This is a genomic window from Herbidospora sakaeratensis (genome assembly GCF_001570525.1).
Taxonomy (GTDB): Bacteria; Actinomycetota; Actinomycetes; order Streptosporangiales; family Streptosporangiaceae; genus Herbidospora; species Herbidospora sakaeratensis.
Genome location: NZ_BBXC01000034.1, coordinates 1 through 23,881, shown reverse-complemented (window position 1 = coordinate 23,881; position 23,881 = coordinate 1). Strand labels below are relative to the sequence as shown.

Here is a 23,881-nt window from a genome sequence, read left to right as displayed (position 1 = left end):
AGCGCCAATTCACTGGAGCGTTCGTGCCATTGGCCGACGGGGAACCAGCGTGCTGGAGGGGATGTCGCGGTCCTCATCCCGGTCGACGCGTTCTGGCCTTCAGTCGAGCACTCACGGACGGCAGTCGAGCATGCGGCGTGGGGGCCGGCCACAGCCGCCAGCAGGACAGGCTCCGATGAACATCACGGTGTTCCTGACGGGACTCGAACCCGCACCAACGTAGCCAGGTGAGGAAAACGCGCTTCCCTGCCGGGGGCTGAGGTTCCCCAACCCGCACGGTTACCCGCGCAGGCCCGGTCCCGGTGCATCCGCAACCCTCTGGCATGACACCCCTTCGTTTTGGGCCGCTCTATCCAGTTGAGCTACAGGAACATGTGGTGATCAGCCACAAAGTCATCATCGGACGGCGTAGCCCCAGCCGCAAGGACTTTTTCCTCCGGTGGAAACGGTCATACACGAGGGGCGACAAGAGCCGAATAGGGCGCGCACTGCCCGACCCGCCCTCAAAGAGCCTCAACCGCAGTCAGTCCCCTATGTGGGGCTGCTCTCCCGTGAGCCCATCGGGCACGTGGCTCAGTCGAGCGCTGGCCGTCGTTCTCCCTGCTCAAGAAGAGATCAGGCGAACGGTTCAGGTCCCCCGGACACAGATCTTCACCGTGTCGCGGTCGCCGAAAACGGACAGGTCGACTTGCGGTCACACGCGGCCATCTGACGGTGAGCGGTTGAGGCGCGGTCGGCCGCATGGCCTGGTCTTCCCGGCTCTACGGCCCGTTCGCGACTCCGAGGACGGTCCGGCACGGCCGACTACCCGCAATCCACTGTCCAGCCATATTCGTACGCGCCCGTCGCGTCTGCGGAGAAATTCATTTCCAAAAGACACGCCGAACCATTGAGGCCGCCCGTGAATCTCGCCGTCAACGTGTTCTTGTATCCGCTTTCTTCTTGATCGTCAGGGGCCGACGGGCCGGACCTTCTTCTCCTGCTTGCTGTATCGGACCAGAAAGGACCGGCACACGTTTATGGCGGGGTTCGGCGTGCACACATGAACACGGCCTCCCGAATATATGGTTCCCGCGCCTGAATATTCGTACCGAACCGTCGTCGGGCGCGCAGCCTGGCTCGGCTGTCCCGGCGGATCATTCTTTGCCTCGCCGGACGTGCACGCAGATCCCAGGACGGCCGTGCAGAGCACTAAGCGAACCCATGCGGTGTTCACGATCGCCTCACGTCGAAATTGATGCAACTGCGACACGGCCACAGGCTGGTGTCGCTTTTCGCCCTGTCTTTTGGGGCGTTCACCCGAACTCCCGCCAGTAGGCCTTCCTTTGCCTGGATGAGCCTAAACCCGAGGCATCGATCGCGACTTTCCAATCTGCCTTTGTGAGTAAACCGAGACGGCGTCCTACCTGCGGCGCAGCACGTGCGGCACAGCCGCGCCGCGAGCTTCCGAACTGGCCACGCAGGTTCGATTCCCGCCGCTCCACCTCGAAAAGCGAAGTCGCCGCCGATCCGAAAATGTCAGCTGGTGATCATAGGCTCCGCAGCCATGACCGCCCCTCAGACCGTCTCCTTCGGCCTCGGCGTCCACTACTCGCGGGCCTATCTCATCGACGACACCGACGAGGCCATGGGCCCCGACGGAATGCTCGACGACCACCCCACCCACCCCGTCGGCATCATCCGCGTCGAACACGGCGACGCCTTCCTGATCACCGGTCTGCACACCGGCACGGTCGGTTTCTCCGTCACCGTGGCCGACCACGATCCGGGTGCGGACACCGACGCCTACGAGGACATCGTCGAGATCAGCATCGAGTCCGAGGCCGGCCGGTTCGAACTTCACGAGTGGGGCGGTGGCGACGTCCACGAACTGCCCGAGCTGGCCGCGGGGCCGGGCTGGTACCGGCTGCGCTACCACGCCCAGGGTATGGACCAGGCCGCCGAGGTCGACACCTCAAGGGAGATCATCGACCGGTATCTGCTGCAGATCTGGCCGCAGGCCGAGTCCGAGCCGCGCGTCGTCAAGAGCGCCAGCGGGCAGCTCGCCTACTGGCGCGATCCCCGCTGAATCCGGAGCTTCCATCGGCGCTGCCGGACGCCGTACCTTAGCGATATGGCCTCTGTGCGGTCACTTCAGGCGGCTTGTCCGCCGGGCTCGGCGATGTCCGAGGTGCGCGCATGAACGATCATCGGCACCTGCGCGCGGGACACGCCGATCGGGAGCGGGTCGCCGAGCAGCTCAGGGTCGCCGTCGTCGAAGGGCGGATCGATCTCGACGAGCTGACCGAGCGCATCGACCTCACCTACGCCGCCCGCACGCTGGGCGAGCTGGAGCTCGTGGTGGCCGACCTGCCCCCCGATGGCGAGGTCCCGGCGGCCGGGCTCGAGTTGCACGCGGTCGACGGGAAGGTCCGCCAGGAGGGCCGCTGGCTGGTGCCCTCCCGCATCAGCGCCCGCGTCGGGCGTGGTGGGCGGCTGCGCATCGACTTCACCTCGGCCGACTGCGTGCACCGGGAGGTCGTCGTCGACATCGATGCCATCTCCTGGTTCGGTGACGTCGTCATCGTGGTGCCGCATGGCTGGAGGGTGCACGACACCGAGGTCGTCAGGCTGACCGGGGGCACCGTCCACAACCCTCGAGGGGTCGGTCTCGCGCCCGGCGGCGTGACCGTCCGGCTCACGGGTCAGGTGAAGATGGGTGACGTCTGGGTGCGTTACCGCAACGTCTGATCGATCCAGTCGAGTCCGACCCGGGCGTCGTCCAGAGCGCCGGCGGGCGGCTCGCCTACTGGCGCGACCCGCGCTGAGCCAGGTTCGTGTACGCCGCCCGCACCACCCGGGCCGCGTTCCGGGTCACCACGTCGAACCCCGGGTGGAACGCCAGCTCGCTCCAGTACCGCACCCGGTCGCCCACGTCCCCGGACACCTCCACGCCCCCGTGCTCGCCGAGCACCCGCCGTGACTCCTCCAGGTCCTCCGGCGACAGGCCGAGCCGTCCCTCGTAGCCGTCCCGCAGCACCTTGAGCTGTTCCAGCGCCACGCTCTCCCGCGCCTCCATCAGGGAGAGCTCGCCCAGCGCCCGCCCATACGCCACCTCGGCCCGCACCGGCAGCCCCACCGGCCGCAGGGTCCGCAACCAGCCCAGGGCGCCGGTCGTCTTGATCACATCGGCCCGCCGGCCGAAGTGGTCGAGCAGCAGGCCCCGGAGGGTGGTCAGCCGCGACCGGTCGGCCAGTTCCGACCGGAGCGCCGGCAGGTCGGCGCCGTCCCTGATCAGCGCGCACGCCGTCACCACGCCGAACTCGCTGAAACGCCGCACCAGGTCGGCCCGGCGGTCGCCGGGGACGTCGATGTCGGCGTACTCGAAGAAGATCTCGCCGCGGTCGACGCGTTCGGCGAGTTCGCCGGGGTCGAGGCGGCTGAGCTCCGTCAGGTCGGCGAAGTCCGTTTCGGTGCAGGTTCCGGCGGCCGAGGCCATCAGGCCGGCCACCGGGAGGATGGTCAGCATCGTGGTCCGCACGCCGGGGGCCGACATCAGGCGGGCGGCCACCCGGTCGGCGTCCTGGAAGGGGTCGGGGCGGTCGGCGCTCCAGCCCATCTCGACCTTGTTCAGCACCCCGAGCGCGTTGAGGGGGCCGAGGCCGGCGATGTCCAGGCCGCGGAAGTCGGCCAGCAGGGCGGCGTCGTCGAGGTTGAGGCCGCGGGCGAAGGCCAGCACGATCGCGTCGGCGCGGGCCGCGTGGGTCAGCGACGACGAGCGGACGTCCGCGCCCGTGCGGCCCAGGAAGCCGAGCGTCTTGCCCGATTCGTCGCCGAAGTGGGCGTCCAGGCCAACGGTGTCGACGAGGTCGAAGGATCTGAGCTGGTCGAGGTCGGCGACGACCTCCAGGTGGGAGATGCCCTTGAGGTCCTGGGCCTGCCGGCCGACCAGGGCCTCCAGTTCGTGCAGGTCGTGCCGTTCGGGGGGCCGGCCGTCGTCGTAGTGGACGGTCAGGCCGGGCACGGCGCCGTAGCGCAGGATCGCGATGTTCAGGGTCAGCTCGTTGACGCCGGTGGGCACCTGGTAGCCGCCGAGCAGGGCGTTGACCAGCGTCGACTTTCCACAGCTCACCCGGCCGACCAAGGCGACCGTCATCGGGGCGCGCAGCTTCGCCATCTGGTCGTCGAGAGATCGGCGTACCGGATCGAGAGCCGGATGCCCGCCCAGGGCCAGCCGGGCCCGTTCGAAGGAGGCGGTCACCGAGGCGCGCAGTTCCCTCATTCGTCGGCCCAGGAGTCGTCGGGCTCGGCGGGGGCCCCGGCCAGGGCCGACACGCCGTTGGACAGGTCGCGAACCCGTGCGTCGAGGGCCAGCAGCCGGGCGCGGCGATCCTGGAGCTCCGTCCGGCGGGCCTTGGTCTGCTCTCCCGTGGTCCGGGTGGCGCGTTCGAGCGAGGCGATGCTCTCGGAGGCGGCCTCGACCTCCTGGGTGAGGCGGGTGGTCAGGTCGTCGGCGGCCGCCCGCGCCAGGTCGCGGAAGGCGTCGGTGATCCCGTTCCCGAGGTCGCGGGCGGCGGTCCGGTGGGCCGGTTTGAGTTCCGCCCGCAGGTTCTCCCTGATCAGGCGGTTGTCCTGGTAGTCGCGGCCCTTCACCTCGCGGAAGGCGCCCGCGCAGGCGCCGATGAAGCCGCCGACCAGGGTGCCGATGCCCGGCAGGATCGCGCTCCCGATCGAGGCGCCGATCGCGGCGCCGAAGGAGCCGCCCCGCACGATGGGCACGATCGGGCCGGGGCGGTCGGTGAGGCCGCGGTCGCGGCCGGCGCGCAGGCGCTCCAGCGACGGGATCGCGATCGTCCCGGTCCGCCCACGGGTGAGGCCGATGCCGTATCGGGTGGTGAACTCCGCCAGGATCCGGGCCGCCTCCTTCTCCGCGACGCGGTTGACCCGGGTCGTCACGGCCGTGCACTCCGCGGTGAGCCGGCCGACGAGCCGTTCCGGGTCGCCGGTCAGCGACGCGTCGAACAGGAAGTCCTGCTCGAACCGCTCCCACACCTCGTCGAGCCAGCCGTCGGCCGTGGCCCGCAGCCGCCGCGCGGCGTCGTCGAGGTCGCGTCTCAGCTGGTCGCGCCAGTCGCGGCCGTGGCGCAGCGTGTCCTTGCGGGCGCGCGCCTCCTCCAGATCTCGTCTGATCCGGTCCCGCTCGGCCTGGTCGGCCGCGTCCAGTGCGGCGATCTCGGTGTCGACCGGTCCCAACGCGGCCTGTACGCCGTCCGCCGCCGCCCGCAGCCCGTCTCCGAGCACTGCCTTGATGCGGCGGCGGGCGAGCGTGGCCCACAACACCCGTTCGAGCTCGTCGAAGTTGGCCAGCCGCCGATCGTCGTCGTGTCCTTTGGCCAGGTGACGCTGCCGGGCCACGCTGGAGACCGGGATCAGGACCGGCTCGCGGCCGGTCACGTCGGCCAGTTTCGCCCGCGTGTTCGCGAGCAGTTCCTGCCGGTCGGCGCCTTTGTCGAAGCGGGTGCAGACGCAGATCAGCGCGTCCACGTCGTCGGTGGCGCGGGCCGAGCGCATGGCGGTGCGGAGGAAGTCGAGCTCCGAGGCCATCAGCGGCTGGGAGGTGTCGGTCACGAAGATCACCGCGTCGGCGGTGTTCAGCGCGCCCAGGGTGGCCGCGGTGTGGTCGGGCAGCACGCCGCCGACGCCGGGGCTGTCGAGCAGCACCAGCCCGGAGGCCAGCTTCCGGTTCGGGGTGCGGATCTCCACCAGGGTGGTGTCGCGGGCGGCGCCCCCCTCGGCCGCGTGGTCGGCCAGTTCGGCCCGGGTGATCAGCCGCACCTGGCCGCCGGTGTGGGCGGTGACGACTTCCGCCTCGCCGTACGCGACGGAGACGATCGCCCGCGTCGCGTAGTAGGCGTCGACCGGCAGCAGATCGGGCTCCTCCAGCAGCGCGTTGATCAGGCTGGACTTGCCGCGCTTGAACTCGCCGCAGACCAGCACGCGCAGCCTGCTGTCGCGCAGCCGGGCGGCGGCCTCGTCCAGGAGGGTGACCGTGGTGCCGGTGGAGATCGCCGACAGGTCGGCCAGAAGCGCGAGGATGTGGTCGCGGAGCGATTCGTAGGTCATTTCGGGGTCACCTGCTCGCCGGTGCGGTCGTTGTAGTACTCGTTCCACGAGGTGGAGTAGGAGACGGTGTCGCCGCCCTCGGTCACGCCCTGGCGGGGGAGCGAGGCGCCGAACCTGATCTCGTCGAAGGCGGCGGCGTGCGCGGGGTCGCCGGGGTCCTGGTCGTCCCAGCCGTCCCACTCGTCGTCGGCGGGGTCGACGTCGTCGTCGTCCTCGTCATAGGGGAAGTCGTCGTCGGTCATGGGGAGTCCGGTCCGAGGAAGCGGCCGAAGAACGCCGGGCCGAGCAGGCGGTAGTAGCGCTCCAGCGGGGGTTCCAGCAGCTCCCGCAGCAGGCGGCCGAACTCGTCGCCGGCCCCGAACGGCCGGTCGTGCAGCATGCCGTCGAGCATCTCGTCGTACAGGCTCAGCAGGGCGTCGCGTTTTTCCAGGTAGGCGCGCTTGCTGCCGCGCAGCGACGCGTGCGGGAACACCCCGGCGGGCTCGCGGTTCCAGGGTTTCCACGGCCGGGTGTAGCGCAGGTCGGCGTACTCGACGGCCCGCCGGGTGCGCCAGTCGACGGTGATGGTGGCGAAGAACGGATAGATGTCGGTGCCGCCGGTGGGCCGGCCCCGGAACCCGAACAGCGGGATCCGGACGAACACCCCGGCCACCGACCCGTCCCACCCCGGCCGGTGGCGGACGGGGATCGGCCAGCCGAGGCCCGACTCCATCGGGACCGACTGGCGGAACAGCGGCATCGCGCGCAGTTCGGCCGACATGAACGTGCTGAGTCGGCCGGCGCTCACGATCGCCCCCCGGCCGCCGTCACCATGAAGTTGCCCGATTCGCGCCACGATTCGAGGAACACCTCGACCGGCACCGCGCCGACCCCGCGCGCCGGGTCGTCGAGCACGACGTCGTGCCCCTCGAACCCGACGACGCGCACCGCGTGGTCGGCCGTCTGACCCGGGATGCCCGAGCACGCCGCCAGGTCGAGGTCGTCGGGTTCCCCCGCGAGCGTCTCGGCCCGCAGCCCGACGATCACCCCGTCGCCCCGGTCGAGGGCGTCGTGCAGAGACCCGAGATCGGCGTGTACGTGCTGGGAGACCTCCAGCCCGTAGTAGGCCAGCAGCCGCCCGACGTCGAGCATCGGGGTGCCGCCGCCGGGGGTGTACCAGCCCTCGCGCTCGGCCACGACGATCATCTCGTCCTCCGGCGGGCGCACGCCGCCGACGTCCTCCAGCACGCCTTCCTGGGCCGCGATGGCACAGGTGTCGGAGTGGTGCTGGGGATGCCATTCATTGTCATCCGGCATTTCTTGGTGTTCGTCCCATAAGTCAAATAAGTCGTCGTCCACGGTTCACTCCGATAAATGCTGATTTCAGCGTTGGAAAGGCGCACAATGAGAACGTGTTCGGTTCCGTGCACCGATGGCCGCCGGCCAGCCTGCTCGGCTCCCTGCCGCCCGCACTCCGCACCAGGTTGTTGTCTCTCGGCTTCGAGATCGGCAAAGACCCCGACTCGGTCCTCATGCACGAGGGCGAGCAGACCCGCCACGCCTTCCTCCTCGTCAGCGGGTACGTCCGCGTCACCGGCACCACCGAGGCGGGCCGCGTGGCCCTGCTCGCCATCCGGGGCGCCGGAGACCTCATCGGCGAGCTGGCCGCCCTCGACGGCCGGCCCCGATCGGCCACCATCACGGCGGCGTCGTCCCTGATCGCCCGGGTGATCAGGCACGACGTCCTGCACGGCTTCATGACCGGCCACCCCGAGGCGGCCGTCGCGATCAGCTCGGCGATCGGCGCCAAACTGCGCAGCGCCACCCGCAGCCGCATCGACCTCAGCGGCGCCCCGGCCCACCTGCGGGTCGCCCGCGTGCTGCGCGAACTGGCCGACAGCCACGGCATCCCCGGGCCCGGCGAGACCGTGGAGCTCGCGCTGTCGCAACCCGACCTCGCGGCGCTGACCGGCACCAGCAAACCCCGTGTCGAAGCCGTGCTCCGCGAACTCCGCCAGGAGGAGATCCTGGCCACCGGATACCGCCGCATCGTCATCCTCGACCCGGCCCGCCTGGCCAAACGCGCCCAATGACCGCCGACCCCTTCGACGGCGCCCCGGTCGGCGTCCGCCGGTTGTGCGCCGCCGCCGACCTGGTCGGCTACAGCGTCCGGGGCAACTGGCGGCACATCGCCGCCCAGCAGACCCTGCACGCCGTGCTCACCGACGCCTGGGCCGAAGCCGGCCTGCCGCTCGACGCCTGCACCCGCCAGTACAACGGCGACGGCGGCGTCTTCGTGATGCCCGCCGACCTCGACGAACCCCGCTTCGTCAGCCGCCTGATCGCCGCCCTCGCCGACCGCCTGGCCACGGAGAACGGGGCCGGAGCCGACCACTGGCGACTGCGCCTCGCCCTCCACGAGGGCGTCGTGCACGAGGCCGTGGCGGGCTTCGCCGGCCAGGCCGTGGTCCGGCTGGTCCGCCTCCTCGACTCCGCCGAGGTGCGCGAGATCGTCCGCGACAGCACCGCCGACCTGGTGGTCGTCGTCTCCGGTCCCCTGTACGACGACCTGGTCGCCGGCGGCTACCCCGGGCTCGACCCGGCGGGCTTCCGACACGTCAGCGTCGTGACGAAGACGGGGGAGTACCTCGACGGCTGGGTGCACGTGCCGGGCCGGCCCGTGCGCGACTGGCTCGACCTGGCGTTCGACTGACCTCAGTTCAGATAACGCTCGACACTGATGATCTTCCGGTCGGTGTAGTGGACGACCACGAACGAGCCAGGGAACAACTCGATCTTCTCCTTGTCGACGTTCCTGGCCGCCAGCAGCAGCTTCAGCGTCTCCTCCACCGGCTGCCGGTAACCGCAGACCACCGCGCACTCCCCGACCTCCATCGTGGCGTGGATCATCCGGAGCGCCGAGTTCGCCTCGAAGTCCTTCTTGGTGAGCAGCTTCTCGTTGCGGATGCCCAATGCCTGCTCGGCGGCGTAGGGCCCGAGCGTCTGGCGGCAGCGCTCGCTCTGCCCCGCCACGAGATAGGAGGGCCGGTAGGCGTTGAGCACCCTGTGCAGCCGGTCGGCCTGCCAGAGCCCGCCGGCGTCGAGCGGCCGGATCCGGCCCTTGCCCTCCCAGTCGCCGTCGGCGCCTTCGAGGGTGCCGTGGACGGCGGCGATCAGGACCCTGGTCTGGATGGTCTTGGCCTCCAGGGCGCTGACCACCGGGGCGTCGCTCGTCGAGGTCAGCACGTGCTCGGCCTCGTCGAGCGACTTCCAGTGCAGGTGCCGCACCTCGCTGTTCGGCACGAAGTCGCCCTCGGGGGAGTGGGCGGCCCAGTAGTCGGTCCGCCGTTTCCAGCCCTTCTTGTCGTTCTTCACCGACGTCAGCCACCGGCCGAAGGTCATCTTCAGCCCGGTCTCCTCGAACGCCTCGCGGAAACCCGCCGCGATGACGTGCTCACCGGGGTCGAGCTTGCCCTTGGGCAGGCACCAGTCGTTCTTCTTGGTCCGGTTGATGACGGCGACCTGGGGATTCTTCGGATCGCCCCGCCAGATGAGCGCGCCGGCGGTCCGCAGCAGGTCGGGCTGCTTGGCCATGGGAAGTCTCCTTCCGCTCAGTAGAGTTCGCGGATTCGGATTGTGCTTTCGCCGGCGGTGGCGAGGAGAGTGCGGCCGTTCCAGGTGGTGAGGTCGATCGCGTCGACCGAGCGGTGGTCGTCGAAGCGGTGCAGGGGCCGCTGGGTCCGCACGTCCCAGACCCGCACCTCGCCGCCTTTGTCGCCGGCCACCACCGCGACGCCGTCGATCTCTCCGAACGCGACCGCCCGGTGCGCGCCCTCGTCGATGGTGGCGAGGTGTTCGTCGTCCAGGGGGAACCAGAGCACCAGATCGCCCTCGTCACCCGCGATGGCGAGCAGGTGGCGGCCGTCGAACTCGACGGAGGCCAGGCCCATGACCCTGTTGTCGTCGCCGTCGTCGTCCTCACCGCAGTCGTACTCCGCCAGCTCTTCGCCGTCGTCGAGGTCGATCACCTGCACCGCGCCGTCGACCCCGACGGCCATCCGGTCCGCGCCGAGGTAGGCCAGATGCGAGATCCACAAGCCGACGTCGGCGACGGGATCGCCCATGGACAAGCCGCCGAGCGGTCCGGCCAGGTCCCGGAGTTCGCCGTCGGTGCCGCCGACGCCCAGACGCGACCCCTCGAAGGCGGCGAGCGCGGAGACCGTTTCGTCGCAGTCGGTCACGCTGAGCCGCTCACCGGTGCCCGCGTTCCAGGTGATCAGGTCGTCGTTGAAGTGGCCGGTCACGATGACCGGCTCCGGCCCGTTCGGCACCACGGTGAACGCCGTGATCTCGGAAGCACTCTTCAGTTCACGGACTCGCCGGCGCCTCTCGACGTCCCAGAGGACCACCCACGATTTTTGGGTCCAGATGGCCGTGAGACGCCCGTTGACGTCGATCAGCCGGAGATGCCGGGCCATCTCGGAGATCGGGATCCTGTCGCGAATCGGGGTGACGGCCACCTGGGGTCGCTCCACCGGCTTCGGCCGGGCCGTGACGAGCCAGTCGTTCGAGGTCACGGCCGCGCCCGCGTCGTAGTGGAGCGCCTGAACCGTCATCGGCCCCTCTCCGCCCGAGGTCAGTTCGTGGAGCGCTCCATCCGGCAGCCGGACCGAGCCGAGGAGGCCGCCCGCCTCGACCGACTCGCCCTCGGCGACCTGCCACTTCTGCAGCACCCCCCACCGCCCCGGGATCTCCCAGCGCAGCGGCACCTCCCCGCCGGCCGGGAGCGTGGGAGCCGAGGCACGGGTGTGCGCCAGGCCCGCCCACACGGCGGCCCCCTGCACGACGGCGAGGTCGGGGTCGCGGGTGTGCCGCAGCGGCCGGCCGAAGGCGCGGAGCACGAAATCGGTGATCACCGGCATCCGGGTGCTGCCGCCCACCATGACCACCGAGGTGACCTGCTCGGGCGTGACCCCGCACTGCCGGAGCAGGTCGAGGCAGCAGGTGGTGGTCCGGTCGAGCACCGGCACCACCAGTTCCGCCAGCCGCCCGGCCGACAGGGACAGCAGCGCCCCGGCCGGTTCGAAGATCGCCTCACCTGGGCTCACGTCGCTGAGCTGGTGCTTGATGCGTTTGGCCAGATCTCTGACCAGGATCCGGTGCCGGTGTTCCGCGGGCGGCCCCGACGGGAGCTGGGCCACCAGGTCGCGGTAGAGCAGCGCGTCGACGTCGCCGCCCCCGCAGTCGTCGAGGCTGGCGTGCCCGAGGATCTCGTGCCCGCCGTGCTGCCCGACCCGGACCAGCGCGCAGTCGAAGGTGCCGCCGCCGAAGTCGTACACGAGCAGCAGGTCGCCCGGCACGGGCGGCGCCCCGGCCAGCGGTGCGAGCGCGGCGGCCACCGGCTCGGCGAGCAGCTCGACGAGCCCGAACCCGGCCCCCTCCGCGGCCCTGATCATCAGCGCCCGCCGAGGGTCGCCCTCCTCGTAGGAGGCCGGCACGGTCAGCACGGCCCGGTCGACCCCGCCCCCGGCGATGCGCTCGGCCTCGCCCTTGAGCGCCCGGATCATCGTCGTCACCAGCTCGGACGCCGTGACGACCCGCCCGCCCAGGTCGATGCGGGCGTCGGCGCGCAGCTCGCGCTTGAACTCGTCGCGGAACCGGTCGGGCGCCACGATGGTCTTGCGGTTGTCGGCGAGCGTGCCGACGAGGAGGGCGTCGTTGGCCAGGCACACCACCGATGGCCACGACCAGAGCCCGGACGCGGGCTCCTTCACCAGTTCCACCCGCCCGGGACTGACGAGCGCGGCCGAAGAAGAACACGTTCCGAAATCGACCGCGAGAATGGCTTGTCTCACGGGTTCAGAGTGACCGGCGCCCCGCCGGGACATCCCCTTGTTTAAGGGTTTCCGGCGTTATTCATAATTCGCCCGATTTCTTTGGAATTCAGCCGCCGGTCTCGGCGGTGACCCACGCCAGGTAGTCGCCCGACCCCATCGCCACCGGCACCGCGATGATCTCCGGCACGTCGTACGAGTGCACCTCCCGCACGCACCCCGACAGGTCGCCGAACCGCTCCGCCGTCGTCTTGAACAGCACGAGCCACTCCTGCGACCGGTTCACCTCGCCCTCCCACCAGTAGACCGAGGTGATCGGCCCCACGATCTGGGCGCAGGCCGCGAGGCGCCGCCCGACCACCGCGCCGGCCAGCCGGTCGGCCTCCTCGGATGATCCGGCCGTCACGCGCACCTCAATATGGTCAGACATGCCTGCACGCTAACCCGGGAGACCCATGGACCTCTACGTGATCGTCTGCGCCGCCGGGCCGGTGACCGACCTCCCCGAACTGGTCGCCGAGGCGCAGGCCAGGGGATGGACCGTCCAGGTCGTCGCCACCCCCAAGGCGGTCGACTTCATCGACGTGGCCGACCTGGAACGGCGTACCGGAAGAAAGGTGCGGGTGAACTACCGGCACCCCAGCGAGCCCAAGCCGCCCCGGGCCGACACGATCGTCGTCTATCCGGCCACGTTCAACACGATCAACAAGTTCGCCCTGGGCATCACCGACACCTATGCCCTGGGCCTGCTGGCGGAGGCTCCGGGGCTCGGCATCCCGGTCACGCTGGTGCCGTTCGTCAACGACGCCCTGGCCGGCCGCGCTCCCTACCGCGCCGCCGTGGCCGCGCTCCAGGAAGAGGGTGTACGTCTCGCCGCCGGGTGGCGGGAGGCGGCCCCGTTTTTGTCGGTGCCGCCCGGCAGACTGAGCCGATGACCATCGCACTCGTCGCCGGCGCGACCCGAGGGGCCGGAAGAGGCATCGCCGCCGAGCTCGGCGCGATCGGGGCGACCGTCTACGTCACCGGCCGCACCACCCGTGACCAGCAGTCGGAATACCAGCGCCCCGAGACCATCGAGGAGACCGCCGAACTCGTCACCCGGGCGGGCGGCCACGGCATCGCCGTCCAGGCCGACCACCTCGACCGAGACCAGGTCAGGGCCCTCGTCGAGCGCATCGACCGGGAACAGGGGCGGCTCGACGTCCTGGTCAACAACATCTGGGGCAGCGAGAACCTGTTCAGCTGGGACAAGCCGCTCTGGGAGCACGACCTCGACGACGGCATGCGCATGCTCCGCCTGGCGATCGACACCCACATCATCACCAGCCACTACGCCCTGCCGCTGCTGCTGCGCCACGAGGGCGGCCTGGTCGTCGAGATGACCGACGGCACCGCCGACTACAACGCCGTCAACTACCGCGTCACCTTCTTCTACGACCTGGTGAAGAGCTCGGTGTTGCGCATGGCGTTCGGCCTGTCGAAGGAGCTCGCGCCGAAGGGCGCCACCGCCGTCGCGCTCACGCCCGGCTGGTTGCGGTCGGAGCTGATGCTGGAGCACTACGGCGTCACCGAGGAGACCTGGCACGACGCCCTGGAGAACGTCCCCCACTTCGCGATCTCCGAGTCGCCGGCCTTTGTGGGCAGAGCCGTCGCCGCGCTGGTCCGCGACCCCGCCCGGGCCCGATGGAACGGCGCGTCCCTGTCGAGCGGCGGCCTGGCCCAGGTCTACGGCTTCACCGACGTCGACGGCAGCCGCCCCGACGCCTGGCGTTACGTCGTCGAGGTGCAGGACGCCGGGAAGCCGGCCGACACCACGGGCTATCGATGAGAGAGCGCCAGTTGACGGCGATCGCCGAGATCGCCGCAACGGGGTTCGACGTCTGGTTGCGCGGCGGCTGGGCGATGGATTTCACCCTGGGCGAGGTGACCCGCGACCACGTCGACGTCGACTGGTTCGCCTGGTCCGACGACGCCGACCGCTTGGAGGCGGCCCTGATCGCGCGCGGGTTCACCCCGCAGCCGGGGCCGCCCCGCGACCAGCAGCGCGATTTCGCCCGCGACGGGGTCGAGGTCAGCTTCGCCCTGCTCGCCCGCGACCTGACCGTCGCGGGCGGCCCATATAAGGGAGAGCCGTGGCCCGAGGGCCTGCTCGACGCCCCCATGGGCAGTCTCAACGGCCTGAGCTGCCCCGTCATCGGCCTGGCCGCGCAGATCGAGGTCAAGGAAATGATGCCGGTCTGGGTGCCCGGCCTGCCCCGAAGGGAGAAGGACGTGAGCGACCTCGCGCGCCTGCGAACCCACGTTCGCCTGAGAGACGTCAGAGACTCCGACCTGGAGACCTTCCACCTCCAGGAGCAGGACCCGGAGGCCACCCGCCGCTCCCGGTTCCCGGCCCGCGAGCGCGAGAGGTTCCTCAACCACTGGCGGCAGAACATCCTGCCCGACAAGACCTCATATGTGCAGACCGTCGAGGTGGGCGGGCAGATCGCCGGCAACGTCGTCGCCTGGTGGGAGGGCGAGCGCCGTTTCCTGGGTTACTGGCTGGGCCGCGAATACTGGGGGAGCGGCATCGGCACCCGCGCCCTCACCCTGTTCCTGGAACAGGAGAGGACGCGCCCTCTCCACGCCGACCCCCACGGGGGCAACACGGCGTCCGTCCGGCTGCTGGAGCGGCTCGGCTTCACCCAGACGAGCGTCGACGACGACGGCTTCGTCCTCTACGTGCTGGAGACGTGAAACTTTCGATTCCCGGATCCCGCTCCGTGATGCCGATGGCATTACGGAGCGCCAGACCCACGCGTTATGGCGCACATCCGGGCGGGCGGCCGACGGCGGTCGGTGCCGAGGGGGCGGAGCCGTAACGGAAGGAGAAGGAGTCAGGCGCCGGTGCGGAACATCGCCCAGACGGCCTTGCCGCCCTCGTCGAGCGGGTCCCAGCCCCACGCCTGGCTGTAGGTCTCCACGATGTAGAGGCCGCGCCCGTTCTCCGAGACGAAGTCGGGCTCCTTGCGGGTCGGCACCTCGTCGCTGGGGTCGGCGACGGCGAGTATCACGTGGGGGGCGATCCGCACCAGCATGAGGGTGATGGGGTGATCGGTGAACGAGCCCGCCGGATACAGAGCGTAACGAACCGCGTTGGTCACCAGCTCCGAAACGACCAGGGTCGCGTCGTCGGTGAGTTCCGAAAGTCCCCAACCCTGCAACGTCGATCGCGTAACATCGCGTGCGGTCTTCACCGAGTCCGCGAGGGGGCGTAACGGGCAGGTGGTGGCGTCGGACTCGCGGGCGGTGCGCACCAGGCGCTCCACCCCGACATCGCGGGCGGATATGGGATTATCCAACATCCTGCCCGCACCTCCCGATCGCCAGATTTGAGAACTAGTGCACCTTTGGCCCAATATGCACTAGGCCATCATGGGACAAGGGCCCGCCCCCTGCAAGACCCAAATGCACGTGCAAGCGCCTTGTGCACTTGCCCAAAACGTTGAGCGATTGTGAAATGGACGGGGGACCCAAGCCTTGTCTTCCTGGCCGGAAGTGGTGACACTGTGTGGGCTGGGGGTGTCGGCTCGACCTTCTCCGGCGAGTCGAGCAGAAAGGGAGGCGCCGTGACACGTACCCAACCGGGACAAGGTCCCACGGCGCTGCGCATCCTTCTCGGCACCCAGCTGCGCAAACTCCGCGAGGAGCGCGGCATCTCGCGCTTCGAGGCGGGCCACCTCATCCGCGGCTCCGAGTCGAAGATCAGCCGCATGGAGCTCGGCCGCGTCAGCTTCCGCGAACGCGACGTCGAAGACCTCCTCACCATGTACGGCGTGGCCGAAGAGGCCGCCCGCAAGCCGATCCTCGAACTGGTCAAGCAGGCCAACGAGCCCGGCTGGTGGCACCGCTTCAGCGACGTCCTGCCCGGCTGGTTCCAGGCCTACGTCGGCCTCGAAGAGGCCGCCGCCCGCATCCGGACCTACGAGGTCCAGTTCGTCCCGGGCCTGCTGCAGACCAAGGAGTACGCCCGCGCGGTCATCACGGCCGGCGCGGTCGGCTCGGCTCCCGAGGAGATCGCCCGGCGGGTCGACCTGCGGCTCGAACGCCAGCGCCAGGTCCTCGAACGCACCACGCCGCCCACCTTCTGGGCCGTCATCGACGAGGCGGCGCTGCGCCGCCCGATCGGCGGCGTCGACGTGATGCGCGGGCAGATCCAGCACCTGGTCGAGCTCATGGACCAGCCGAATGTCACGATCCAGGTGATGCCCTTCCACTTCGGCGGACACGCCGCGGAGGGCGGCGCGTTCAGCATCCTGCGCTTCCCGGAGGCCGAGCTCCCCGACATCGTCTACGTCGAGCAGCTCGGCAGCGCCCTCTATCTCGACAAACGCGACGAGGTCGACAAGTACAGCGAAGTGATGGAGCGGTTGTGCGCGGTGTCCACCACGCCGAGCGAGACCGTCGACATCCTGAGAAAGATCTCGCGCGAGCTCTGACGCGTCACTCGCGGGGGCTGCTCTGCTCTATGCTGAAGTTTGGCGCTGGACACCCCGCCGCAGTGGAGCATGCCCATGTGCCCTCTTCGTGGGCGCGGCGCGCGTAACGTGCCGCGGTAGCTGTGCATGACGCGCCCGCGATCACCAGATGCTGTTATTTAGGAGACCACCCCGTGAAGACCGCTGTCGAGGAGCTCAGCCCCACTCGGGTGAAGCTCACCGTCGAGGTGCCGTTCGAGGAGCTCGAGCCGAGCCTGAAGGCCGCCTACAAGAAGGTCGCGCAGCAGGTGCGCGTCCCCGGCTTCCGCCCCGGTAAGGTTCCGGCCCGGATCATCGAGCAGCGCTTCGGCCGCGCGGTCGTGCTCGAGGAGACCCTGAACGACGCGCTGCCCGGCCTCTACGGCCGCGCCGTCGACGAGGTCGATCTCTTCCCGGTGAGCCAGCCCGAGATCGAGGTCACCCGGATCGACGACGGCCAGCAGGTGGAGTTCACCGCCGAGGTCGACGTCCGTCCCACCTTCGACCTGCCCGACTACGAGGGCACCGAGGTCACCGTCGACGCCGCGACCGTCGCCGACGGCGACGTCGACGTCCAGCTCGACGCGCTGCGCCAGCGCTTCGCCACGCTGACCGGCGTGGAGCGCGCGGCCACCAAGGGCGACTACGTCGTGATGGACCTGCGCGCCGAGATCGACGGCCGCAACCTCGACGAGCAGCAGGCCGCCGACGTCTCCTACGAGGTCGGCGCCGGTTCGGTCCTCGAGGGCCTCGACGACGCGCTCGAAGGCCTGTCAGCCGACGAGGAGAAGACCTTCCGCACCACGCTCGTCGGCGGCGAGAACGCCGGCGAGGAGGCCGACGTGATCATCAACGTCAAGTCGGTCAAGGAGAAGGTCCTCCCCGAGCTCGACGACGAGTTCGCCCAGCTGGCCTCCGAGTTCGACACGCTCGAGGAGCTCAAGAACAGCATCCGCGAGCAGGTCCGCCGCAACAAGCTGATCGAGCAGGTCGTCCAGGCCCGTGAGAAGGCCGTCGACGCCCTGATCAACGGTCTGGAGATCCCGCTGCCCGACAGCGCCCTCAAGGCCGAGGTCGACGCGCGCAAGCACAACCTCGAGCACCAGATCGCCGAGAGCGGCCTGAGCCGCGAGGCCTACTTCCGCCTCTACCAGACGACCGAGGAGGAGCGCTTCGCCGAGTTCGACGCCAACTCCGCCCGGGCGCTGAAGATGGGCTTCATCCTCGACAAGATCGTCAAGGCTGAGGACATCGGCGTCAGCGAAGAGGAGCTCACCCAGTTCGTCGTGCGCCGCGCCGCCCAGATGGGCGTCGCGCCGAACACGCTGGCCCAGCACCTCGCCGACAACGACCAGCTGACCCTCGCGATGATGGAGATCGTCCGCGAGAAGGCCAAGTCGGTCGTGGGCGACGCCGCCAAGGTCGTCGACTCCGAGGGCAACGAGGTCGACCTCAAGGCCATCTACGCCGAGCTCAACCCCGAGCAGGAGGCCGAGGGCCTCGCCCAGGCCCCGGCCGGCGCCTCCGCCGAGTAGCCTCAAGCGCCTTTCTCTGGGCCCCCGGTCGTCACCGGGGGCCCTTTGGCATGTGTTCGGTACGTCATGGGGTGGGCGAAAGCCGTACAAACAGGGCGTGGGGGAGCATGCGCCGTCAGCGAACACCCGGGTGAGGGGGCATGAGCTGTAGGCGGCGCGCGTTAGGGTCGAGCAAAGCCAATCGATAACGACGCATCGGAAGGTGACGCTGTGACCAGCCCGCCGACCTTCTTCCAGCCCATCGGCTTCGAGCCCGAGTCGCGAGGCAGAGACAACGGCCCCGCCCGGCTTGAAGACCAGCTCTACCAGCGTCTGCTGCGTGAGCGAATCGTGGTGCTCGGCACTCAGGTCAATGACGAGGTCGCCAACCGGCTCTGCGCCGAGCTCCTCCTGCTCGCCGCCGACGATCCCAACCGCGACATCTGGCTGTACATCAACTCCCCCGGCGGTTCTGTGACGGCCGGCATGGCGATTTACGACATGATGGAGTATGTGCCGAACGACGTCTGCACGGTGGGGATGGGCCTGGCCGCTTCCATGGGCCAGTTCCTTCTGTGCGCCGGGGCCCCGGGCAAGCGCTACGCCCTGCCCCACGCCCGGATCATGATGCACCAGCCTTCCGGGGGCATCGGCGGAACCGCCGCCGACATCGCGATCCAGGCCGAGCAGATGCTCTATGTCAAGAAGACCCTGGCCGAGCGCATCGCCCATCACACGGGCCAGTCTCTCGACCAGATCGAGCGCGACTCCGACCGCGACCGCTGGTTCACGGCCGACGAGGCCAAGGACTACGGCTTCATCGACCAAGTGATCCGCAGCGCGCGGCAGGTGCCCTCCGAGGGCGCCGTTTCATGACGGGAGCGTCCATGAGTGACCTGATCCGGCCGGGTGACATCAACGGCCGTTACATCATCCCTTCGTTCGTCGAGCGCACGACCTACGGCGTGAAGGAGATGAACCCGTACAACAAGCTGTTCGAGGACCGCATCATCTTCCTCGGCGTGCAGATCGACGACGCGTCGGCCAACGACGTGATGGCCCAGCTCCTGACGCTGGAGTCGCTCGACCCCGACCGTGACATCAGCATCTACATCAACTCGCCCGGCGGCTCGTTCACGGCCATGACGGCGATCTACGACACGATGCAGTTCGTCCGGCCGGAGATCCAGACGGTGTGCCTGGGCCAGGCGGCCTCGGCCGCGGCGGTGCTGCTCGCGGGCGGCACGCCCGGCAAGCGCTTCGCCCTGCCGAACGCCCGGGTCCTGATCCACCAGCCCTCCACCGAGGGCGGCGGCCAGGGGTCCGACATCGAGATCCAGGCTCGTGAGATCCTGCGTATGCGGGACCTTCTGGAGCAGATCGTGGCCAGGCACACGCGCAAGGAGCCGGCCGAGGTCCGTCGCGACATCGAGCGCGACAAGATCCTCAGCGCCGACGAGGCCAAGGCCTACGGAATCGTCGACGACATCATTCCGTCGCGTAAGCGCCAGACGGCTGCCGTCGCCTCGTAAGTGATCGAAGGTCGCAAGTGCACCGGAACGGTGCCCAATTGGGCACCTTCCGGTGCGACTCACCGCTAGGGGGCTCACTGAGGGCCCGGAAGACGGTAACGTCGAAACCTGAGCGGGATGACGTTTTCGCACCGAAGTGACCGGCGCGAATGACCGGACCGCGGCAGCAGGGCGGTCCCACGCAAAGGAGAGTCTGGGGTGGCACGCATCGGCGACGGGGGAGACCTGCTCAAATGCTCGTTCTGTGGCAAGAGCCAGAAGCAGGTCAAGAAGCTCATCGCTGGACCAGGCGTCTACATCTGCGATGAGTGCATCGAGCTCTGCAACGAGATCATCGAGGAGGAGCTCTCCGAGTCCTCTGAGCTGAAGTGGGACAACCTCCCCAAGCCTCGAGAGATCTACGAGTTCCTCGACGCCTACGTGATCGGCCAGGACAAGGCCAAGAAGGCCCTTTCCGTCGCGGTCTACAACCACTACAAGCGCGTCCAGTCCGGTGAGCGCGGCCGTGACGACGGGCTCGAACTGTCGAAGTCCAACATCCTCCTTCTCGGCCCCACCGGCTCCGGCAAGACGCTCCTGGCCCAGACCCTGGCCAAGATGCTCAACGTGCCGTTCGCCATCGCCGACGCCACCGCCCTCACCGAGGCCGGCTACGTGGGCGAAGACGTCGAGAACATCCTGCTGAAGCTGATCCAGGCCGCCGACTACGACGTCAAGAAGGCCGAGACCGGCATCATCTACATCGACGAGGTCGACAAGATCGCCCGCAAGAGCGAGAACCCGTCGATCACCCGCGACGTCTCCGGCGAGGGCGTGCAGCAGGCGCTGCTGAAGATACTGGAGGGCACCACCGCATCGGTGCCTCCGCAGGGCGGCCGCAAGCACCCCCACCAGGAGTTCATCCAGATCGACACCACCAACGTGCTGTTCATCTGCGGTGGCGCCTTCGCGGGCCTTGAGAAGATCATCGAGTCCCGGGTCGGCAAGAAGGGCATCGGCTTCAACGCGATCATCCGGTCGAAGGAAGAGGTCGACTCGGTCGACATCTTCGGCGACGTGATGCCCGAAGACCTGCTGAAGTTCGGCATGATCCCCGAGTTCGTGGGGCGTCTGCCGGTCATCACCAGCGTCCACAACCTCGACCGCGAGGCCCTGATCCAGATCCTCACCGAGCCCCGCAACGCCCTGGTCAAGCAGTACCGGCGGTTGTTCGAGCTCGACAACGTGGAGCTGGAGTTCTCCGACGACGCGCTCGAGGCCATCGCCGACCAGGCGATCCTGCGCGGCACCGGCGCCCGCGGCCTGCGCGCGATCCTGGAGGAGGTCCTCCTCTCGGTGATGTACGAAGTGCCCTCGCGACAGGATGTCGCCCGGGTCGTGATCACCCGCGAGGCGGTCCTCGAACACGTCAACCCGACGCTGATCCCGCGCGACCAGCTCAAGCAGCAGCGCACCCCGCGAGAGAAGTCCGCATAACACATATTGGGCCGGGGCGCTCGGTGGGAGCTTCTAGAATTGGCTCTCGTGACGACGCCTGAACTGCCGACCCAGTATGCCCCTGCCGATGTCGAGGCCCCCAGCTACGAGCGCTGGGTAGCGGCCGGTCACTTCGGAGCGAGCGCGGTAGACGGGCGAGAGCCGTACAGCATCGTCCTCCCGCCGCCCAACGTGACCGGCTCGCTCCATGTGGGCCACGCCCTCGACCACTCGATCCAAGACGTGCTGACCCGCCGGGCCCGCATGCAGGGCAACGCCACCCTGTGGTTGCCCGGCATGGACCACGCCGGCATCGCGACGCAGAACGTCGTCGAGCGCGAGCTGGCCAAAGACGGCCTCTCGCGCCACGACCTCGGCCGTGAGGCCTTCGTCGACCGGGTCTGGCAGTGGAAAGAGGAGTCGGGCGGCCGCATCCTCGGCCAGATGAAGAAGCTCGGCGACGGAGTCGACTGGTCCCGCGAGCGCTTCACGATGGACGAGGGCCTGTCGCGGGCCGTCCAGACGATCTTCAAGCGCCTCTTCGACGACGGCCTCATCTACCGGGCCAACCGCATCATCAACTGGTGCCCCCGCTGCCTGACCGCGCTGTCCGACATCGAGGTCGAGCACCAGGAGGACGAGGGCGAGCTCGTCTCGATCCGCTACGGCGACGGCGACGACGCGATCGTCGTGGCCACCACCCGCGCCGAGACCATGCTGGGCGACACCGCCGTCGCGGTGCACCCCTCCGACGAGCGCTACGCCCACCTGATCGGCCGTGAGGTCGAGCTGCCGCTGACCGGCCGGCGCATCCCGATCGTCGCCGACGACCACGTCGATCCCGCGTTCGGCACCGGCGCCGTGAAGGTCACCCCGGCCCACGACCCCAACGACTTCGAGATCGGCCGCCGCCACGACCTGCCGTCCCTGGCGGTCATGGACGAACGCGGCGTCATCACCGCCCACGGCCCGTTCCAGGGCCTCGACCGGTTCGAGGCGCGCCCCGCGGTCGTCGCGGCGCTGCGCGCCGAGGGCCGGATCGTCGCCGAGAAGCGCCCCTACCTCCACAGCGTCGGCCACTGCTCGCGCTGCAAGACCGTGGTCGAGCCGCGCCTGTCGCTGCAGTGGTTCGTGAACGTCTCGCCGCTGGCCAAGGCCGCGGGCGACGCCGTCCGCGACGGCCGCACCCGCATTCACCCGCCGGAGCTGGCCAAGCGCTACTTCGACTGGGTCGACGACATGCACGACTGGTGCATCTCGCGCCAGCTGTGGTGGGGCCACCGCATCCCGGTCTGGTACGGCCCCGAGGGCGAGGTCGTCTGCGTCGGTCCCGACGACGAGATCCCCGAGGGCTACACGCAGGACCCCGACGTCCTCGACACCTGGTTCTCCTCGGGCCTGTGGCCGTTCTCGACGCTCGGCTGGCCCGAGCAGACCGACGACCTCAAGAAGTTCTATCCGACGACCGTCCTGGTCACCGGCTACGACATCCTCTTCTTCTGGGTCGCCAGAATGATGATGTTCGGCCTCTACGCCATGGACGGGCAGCCGCCGTTCAAGACCGTCGCGCTGCACGGCATGGTCCGCGACCAGTTCGGCAAGAAGATGTCGAAGTCGTTCGGCAACGTCATCGACCCCCTCGACTGGATCGAGCGCTACGGCGCCGACGCCACCCGCTTCACCCTGCTGCGCGGCGCCAACCCCGGCTCCGACGTGGCGATCAGCGAAGACTGGGCGGCCGGCTCCCGCAACTTCTGCAACAAGATCTGGAACGCAACGCGGTTCGCCCTCATGAACGGCGCCGTCAGCGACGGCCTGCCCGAGGAGCTGACCGCGTCCGACCGCTGGATCCTGTCGCGCCTGCAGTCGGTGACCGCACTGGTCGACACGGCCTTCGACGACTTCGAGTTCGCCAAGATCAGCGACTCGCTCTACCACTTCGCGTGGGACGAGGTCTGCGACTGGTATCTGGAGCTCGCGAAGATCCAGATCGCCGGCGGCGGCCAGGTCGCCGAGAACACCAAGCGGGTCCTCGGCCACGTCTTCGACGCGCTGCTGCGCCTGCTCCACCCGCTGATCCCGTTCGTCACCGAGGAGCTCTGGCGCGCGGTCACCGGCCGCGAGTCGATCGTGGTGGCGCCCTGGCCGGTGCACGATCCGGCCTACGCCGACGCCGGCGCCGAGTCGGAGATCGAGGCCGTCCAGAACCTCGTCACCGAGGTCCGCCGCTTCCGCTCCGACCAGGGTCTCAAGCCCGGCCAGCGGGTCGCGGCCCGTCTCTCTCTTTCCGGTACGGCCACCGCCGCCCACGAAGACGCCATCCGTTCGCTCCTCAGGCTCGACCCGTCGGGAGAAACTTTCACCCCGACCGCCCGCCTCGCGGTGGGCACGGTCGTCGTCGAGATCGACACGGCCGGCGCCATCGACGTGGCGGCCGAGCGCAAGCGCCTGGAGAAGGACCTCGCGGTCGCGAAGAAGGAACAGGCCCAGGTCACGGGCAAGCTCGGCAACGAGCAGTTCATGGCCAAGGCCCCCGACGACGTGGTCGCGAAGGTCCGGGCCCGGGCCGCCCAGGCGGTCGAGGACATCGCCCGCCTGGAGGCTCAACTTGCCTCGTTGCCCCAGGTTTAGGGTTTCGTGGCCAGGGAATGATTACCGGGTTGCCGAAGTGGGTCGCGGCATCCCCGCAGAGGTGCTAATGTTCTTGTTACGCCAAGCGGGACGGCGCGGCCCGGACTCGGAAGAGCCGGGGCGATGAGATCCCCAAGGCGTCCCCAACAACTTTCCTCCGGGAATCCGGGCGATTTGACATCGCCCGGAGCTCGGGTAAGTTAGACGGGTTGCTCTCGAAAGGGAGCACTTCCAGCGGGAAAAGGAAATGTCGAATCACTGAATTTGACACTAACCAGAACCACTGCGAAGATAAAGACACAAAGAAAAAAGCAAGT

The 23,881-nt window shown here is 69.1% G+C and carries 22 protein-coding genes; 13 read left to right on the top strand and 9 right to left on the bottom strand.

Annotated features, from left to right (window positions below; translation table 11 throughout):
- Positions 1-1,546: 1,546 nt before the first annotated feature.
- Both AW271_RS37915 and AW271_RS37910 read left to right on the top strand, forming a co-directional pair.
- A complete protein-coding gene (locus AW271_RS37915) occupies positions 1,547-2,068 on the top strand; it encodes a hypothetical protein (RefSeq protein WP_062343187.1) in 522 nt (173 codons plus the stop codon).
- A gap of 110 nt (positions 2,069-2,178) precedes the next feature.
- On the top strand, positions 2,179-2,730 hold the full coding sequence (locus AW271_RS37910) for a DUF1707 SHOCT-like domain-containing protein (protein ID WP_062343185.1): 552 nt from the start codon (positions 2,179-2,181) through the stop codon (positions 2,728-2,730).
- Positions 2,731-2,785: 55 nt separating this feature from the next.
- Here AW271_RS37910 and AW271_RS37905 read toward each other — a convergent pair whose 3' ends face one another.
- The 5 genes from AW271_RS37905 to AW271_RS37885 are packed head-to-tail and all read right to left on the bottom strand — an operon-like array spanning position 2,786 to position 7,398.
- Positions 2,786-4,261 carry a dynamin family protein gene (locus AW271_RS37905; protein WP_062343183.1) on the bottom strand — a complete coding sequence of 492 codons (1,476 nt, stop codon included), beginning with the start codon at positions 4,259-4,261 and terminating at the stop codon, positions 2,786-2,788.
- Entirely contained in the window at positions 4,258-6,102 is a 1,845-nt protein-coding gene (locus AW271_RS37900; RefSeq protein ID WP_062343181.1) for a dynamin family protein, read from the bottom strand. Before AW271_RS37900 ends, AW271_RS37905 begins: the two co-directional genes overlap by 4 nt.
- On the bottom strand, positions 6,099-6,344 hold the full coding sequence (locus AW271_RS37895) for a hypothetical protein (RefSeq protein ID WP_062343179.1): 246 nt from the start codon (positions 6,342-6,344) through the stop codon (positions 6,099-6,101). The genes AW271_RS37900 and AW271_RS37895 overlap by 4 nt, the downstream gene beginning before the upstream one ends.
- Complete coding sequence (locus AW271_RS37890; protein WP_062343178.1) at positions 6,341-6,889, bottom strand: hypothetical protein; 549 nt, start codon at positions 6,887-6,889, stop codon at positions 6,341-6,343. Before AW271_RS37890 ends, AW271_RS37895 begins: the two co-directional genes overlap by 4 nt.
- Positions 6,886-7,398 (bottom strand): cysteine peptidase family C39 domain-containing protein, encoded by a 513-nt coding sequence (locus AW271_RS37885; RefSeq protein ID WP_062343177.1) that lies wholly within the window; start codon positions 7,396-7,398, stop codon positions 6,886-6,888. Before AW271_RS37885 ends, AW271_RS37890 begins: the two co-directional genes overlap by 4 nt.
- A gap of 95 nt (positions 7,399-7,493) precedes the next feature.
- Here AW271_RS37885 and AW271_RS37880 point away from each other — a divergent pair, with 95 nt between their 5' ends.
- Together AW271_RS37880 and AW271_RS37875 are read left to right on the top strand one after the other, a co-directional pair.
- The gene (locus AW271_RS37880; RefSeq protein WP_062343175.1) at positions 7,494-8,174 is read left to right on the top strand and encodes a Crp/Fnr family transcriptional regulator; all 681 of its coding nucleotides are present in this window, start codon (positions 7,494-7,496) and stop codon (positions 8,172-8,174) included.
- Entirely contained in the window at positions 8,171-8,794 is a 624-nt protein-coding gene (locus AW271_RS37875; protein WP_062343173.1) for a hypothetical protein, read from the top strand. The genes AW271_RS37880 and AW271_RS37875 overlap by 4 nt, the downstream gene beginning before the upstream one ends.
- 2 nt (positions 8,795-8,796) lie before the next feature.
- On the opposite strand, the gene AW271_RS37870 is transcribed toward AW271_RS37875, so the two are convergent.
- From AW271_RS37870 to cutA, 3 genes are all read right to left on the bottom strand, one after another.
- On the bottom strand, positions 8,797-9,675 hold the full coding sequence (locus AW271_RS37870; protein WP_062343171.1) for an NUDIX domain-containing protein: 879 nt from the start codon (positions 9,673-9,675) through the stop codon (positions 8,797-8,799).
- 17 nt (positions 9,676-9,692) lie between these two features.
- Positions 9,693-11,936 carry an Hsp70 family protein gene (locus AW271_RS37865; protein WP_169806461.1) on the bottom strand — a complete coding sequence of 748 codons (2,244 nt, stop codon included), beginning with the start codon at positions 11,934-11,936 and terminating at the stop codon, positions 9,693-9,695.
- A gap of 88 nt (positions 11,937-12,024) precedes the next feature.
- Positions 12,025-12,345, bottom strand: a complete 321-nt coding sequence (gene cutA / locus AW271_RS37860) for a divalent-cation tolerance protein CutA (protein ID WP_062343167.1) — start codon at positions 12,343-12,345, stop codon at positions 12,025-12,027.
- A 25-nt stretch (positions 12,346-12,370) separates the two neighbouring features.
- Here cutA and AW271_RS37855 point away from each other — a divergent pair, with 25 nt between their 5' ends.
- The 3 genes from AW271_RS37855 to AW271_RS42055 are packed head-to-tail and all read left to right on the top strand — an operon-like array spanning position 12,371 to position 14,651.
- Positions 12,371-12,850, top strand: a complete 480-nt coding sequence (locus tag AW271_RS37855; protein ID WP_062343164.1) for a flavoprotein — start codon at positions 12,371-12,373, stop codon at positions 12,848-12,850.
- Positions 12,847-13,743, top strand: a complete 897-nt coding sequence (locus AW271_RS37850) for an SDR family oxidoreductase (RefSeq protein ID WP_062343162.1) — start codon at positions 12,847-12,849, stop codon at positions 13,741-13,743. Before AW271_RS37855 ends, AW271_RS37850 begins: the two co-directional genes overlap by 4 nt.
- A complete protein-coding gene (locus tag AW271_RS42055) occupies positions 13,740-14,651 on the top strand; it encodes a GNAT family N-acetyltransferase (RefSeq protein WP_157555113.1) in 912 nt (303 codons plus the stop codon). Before AW271_RS37850 ends, AW271_RS42055 begins: the two co-directional genes overlap by 4 nt.
- A 140-nt stretch (positions 14,652-14,791) precedes the next feature.
- On the opposite strand, the gene AW271_RS37835 is transcribed toward AW271_RS42055, so the two are convergent.
- Complete coding sequence (locus AW271_RS37835) at positions 14,792-15,259, bottom strand: ATP-binding protein (RefSeq protein ID WP_062343160.1); 468 nt, start codon at positions 15,257-15,259, stop codon at positions 14,792-14,794.
- Positions 15,260-15,523: 264 nt separating this feature from the next.
- Here AW271_RS37835 and AW271_RS37830 point away from each other — a divergent pair, with 264 nt between their 5' ends.
- From AW271_RS37830 to AW271_RS37805, 6 genes are all read left to right on the top strand, one after another.
- Positions 15,524-16,393: a Sco1979 family transcriptional regulator gene (locus AW271_RS37830; protein WP_062343158.1), complete on the top strand. Its 870-nt coding sequence runs from the start codon at positions 15,524-15,526 to the stop codon at positions 16,391-16,393.
- Positions 16,394-16,566: 173 nt separating this feature from the next.
- On the top strand, positions 16,567-17,946 hold the full coding sequence (tig, locus tag AW271_RS37825; RefSeq protein ID WP_062343156.1) for a trigger factor: 1,380 nt from the start codon (positions 16,567-16,569) through the stop codon (positions 17,944-17,946).
- A 210-nt stretch (positions 17,947-18,156) separates the two neighbouring features.
- Positions 18,157-18,801 carry a ClpP family protease gene (locus AW271_RS37820; protein ID WP_083977796.1) on the top strand — a complete coding sequence of 215 codons (645 nt, stop codon included), beginning with the start codon at positions 18,157-18,159 and terminating at the stop codon, positions 18,799-18,801.
- 11 nt (positions 18,802-18,812) lie between these two features.
- Positions 18,813-19,457: an ATP-dependent Clp protease proteolytic subunit gene (locus tag AW271_RS37815; protein WP_062343154.1), complete on the top strand. Its 645-nt coding sequence runs from the start codon at positions 18,813-18,815 to the stop codon at positions 19,455-19,457.
- 198 nt (positions 19,458-19,655) lie between these two features.
- Complete coding sequence (gene clpX, locus AW271_RS37810; protein ID WP_030456815.1) at positions 19,656-20,933, top strand: ATP-dependent Clp protease ATP-binding subunit ClpX; 1,278 nt, start codon at positions 19,656-19,658, stop codon at positions 20,931-20,933.
- Between the two features lie 48 nt (positions 20,934-20,981).
- Positions 20,982-23,564 (top strand): valine--tRNA ligase, encoded by a 2,583-nt coding sequence (locus AW271_RS37805; RefSeq protein ID WP_439649025.1) that lies wholly within the window; start codon positions 20,982-20,984, stop codon positions 23,562-23,564.
- The last annotated feature ends 317 nt before the right edge of the window (positions 23,565-23,881 follow it).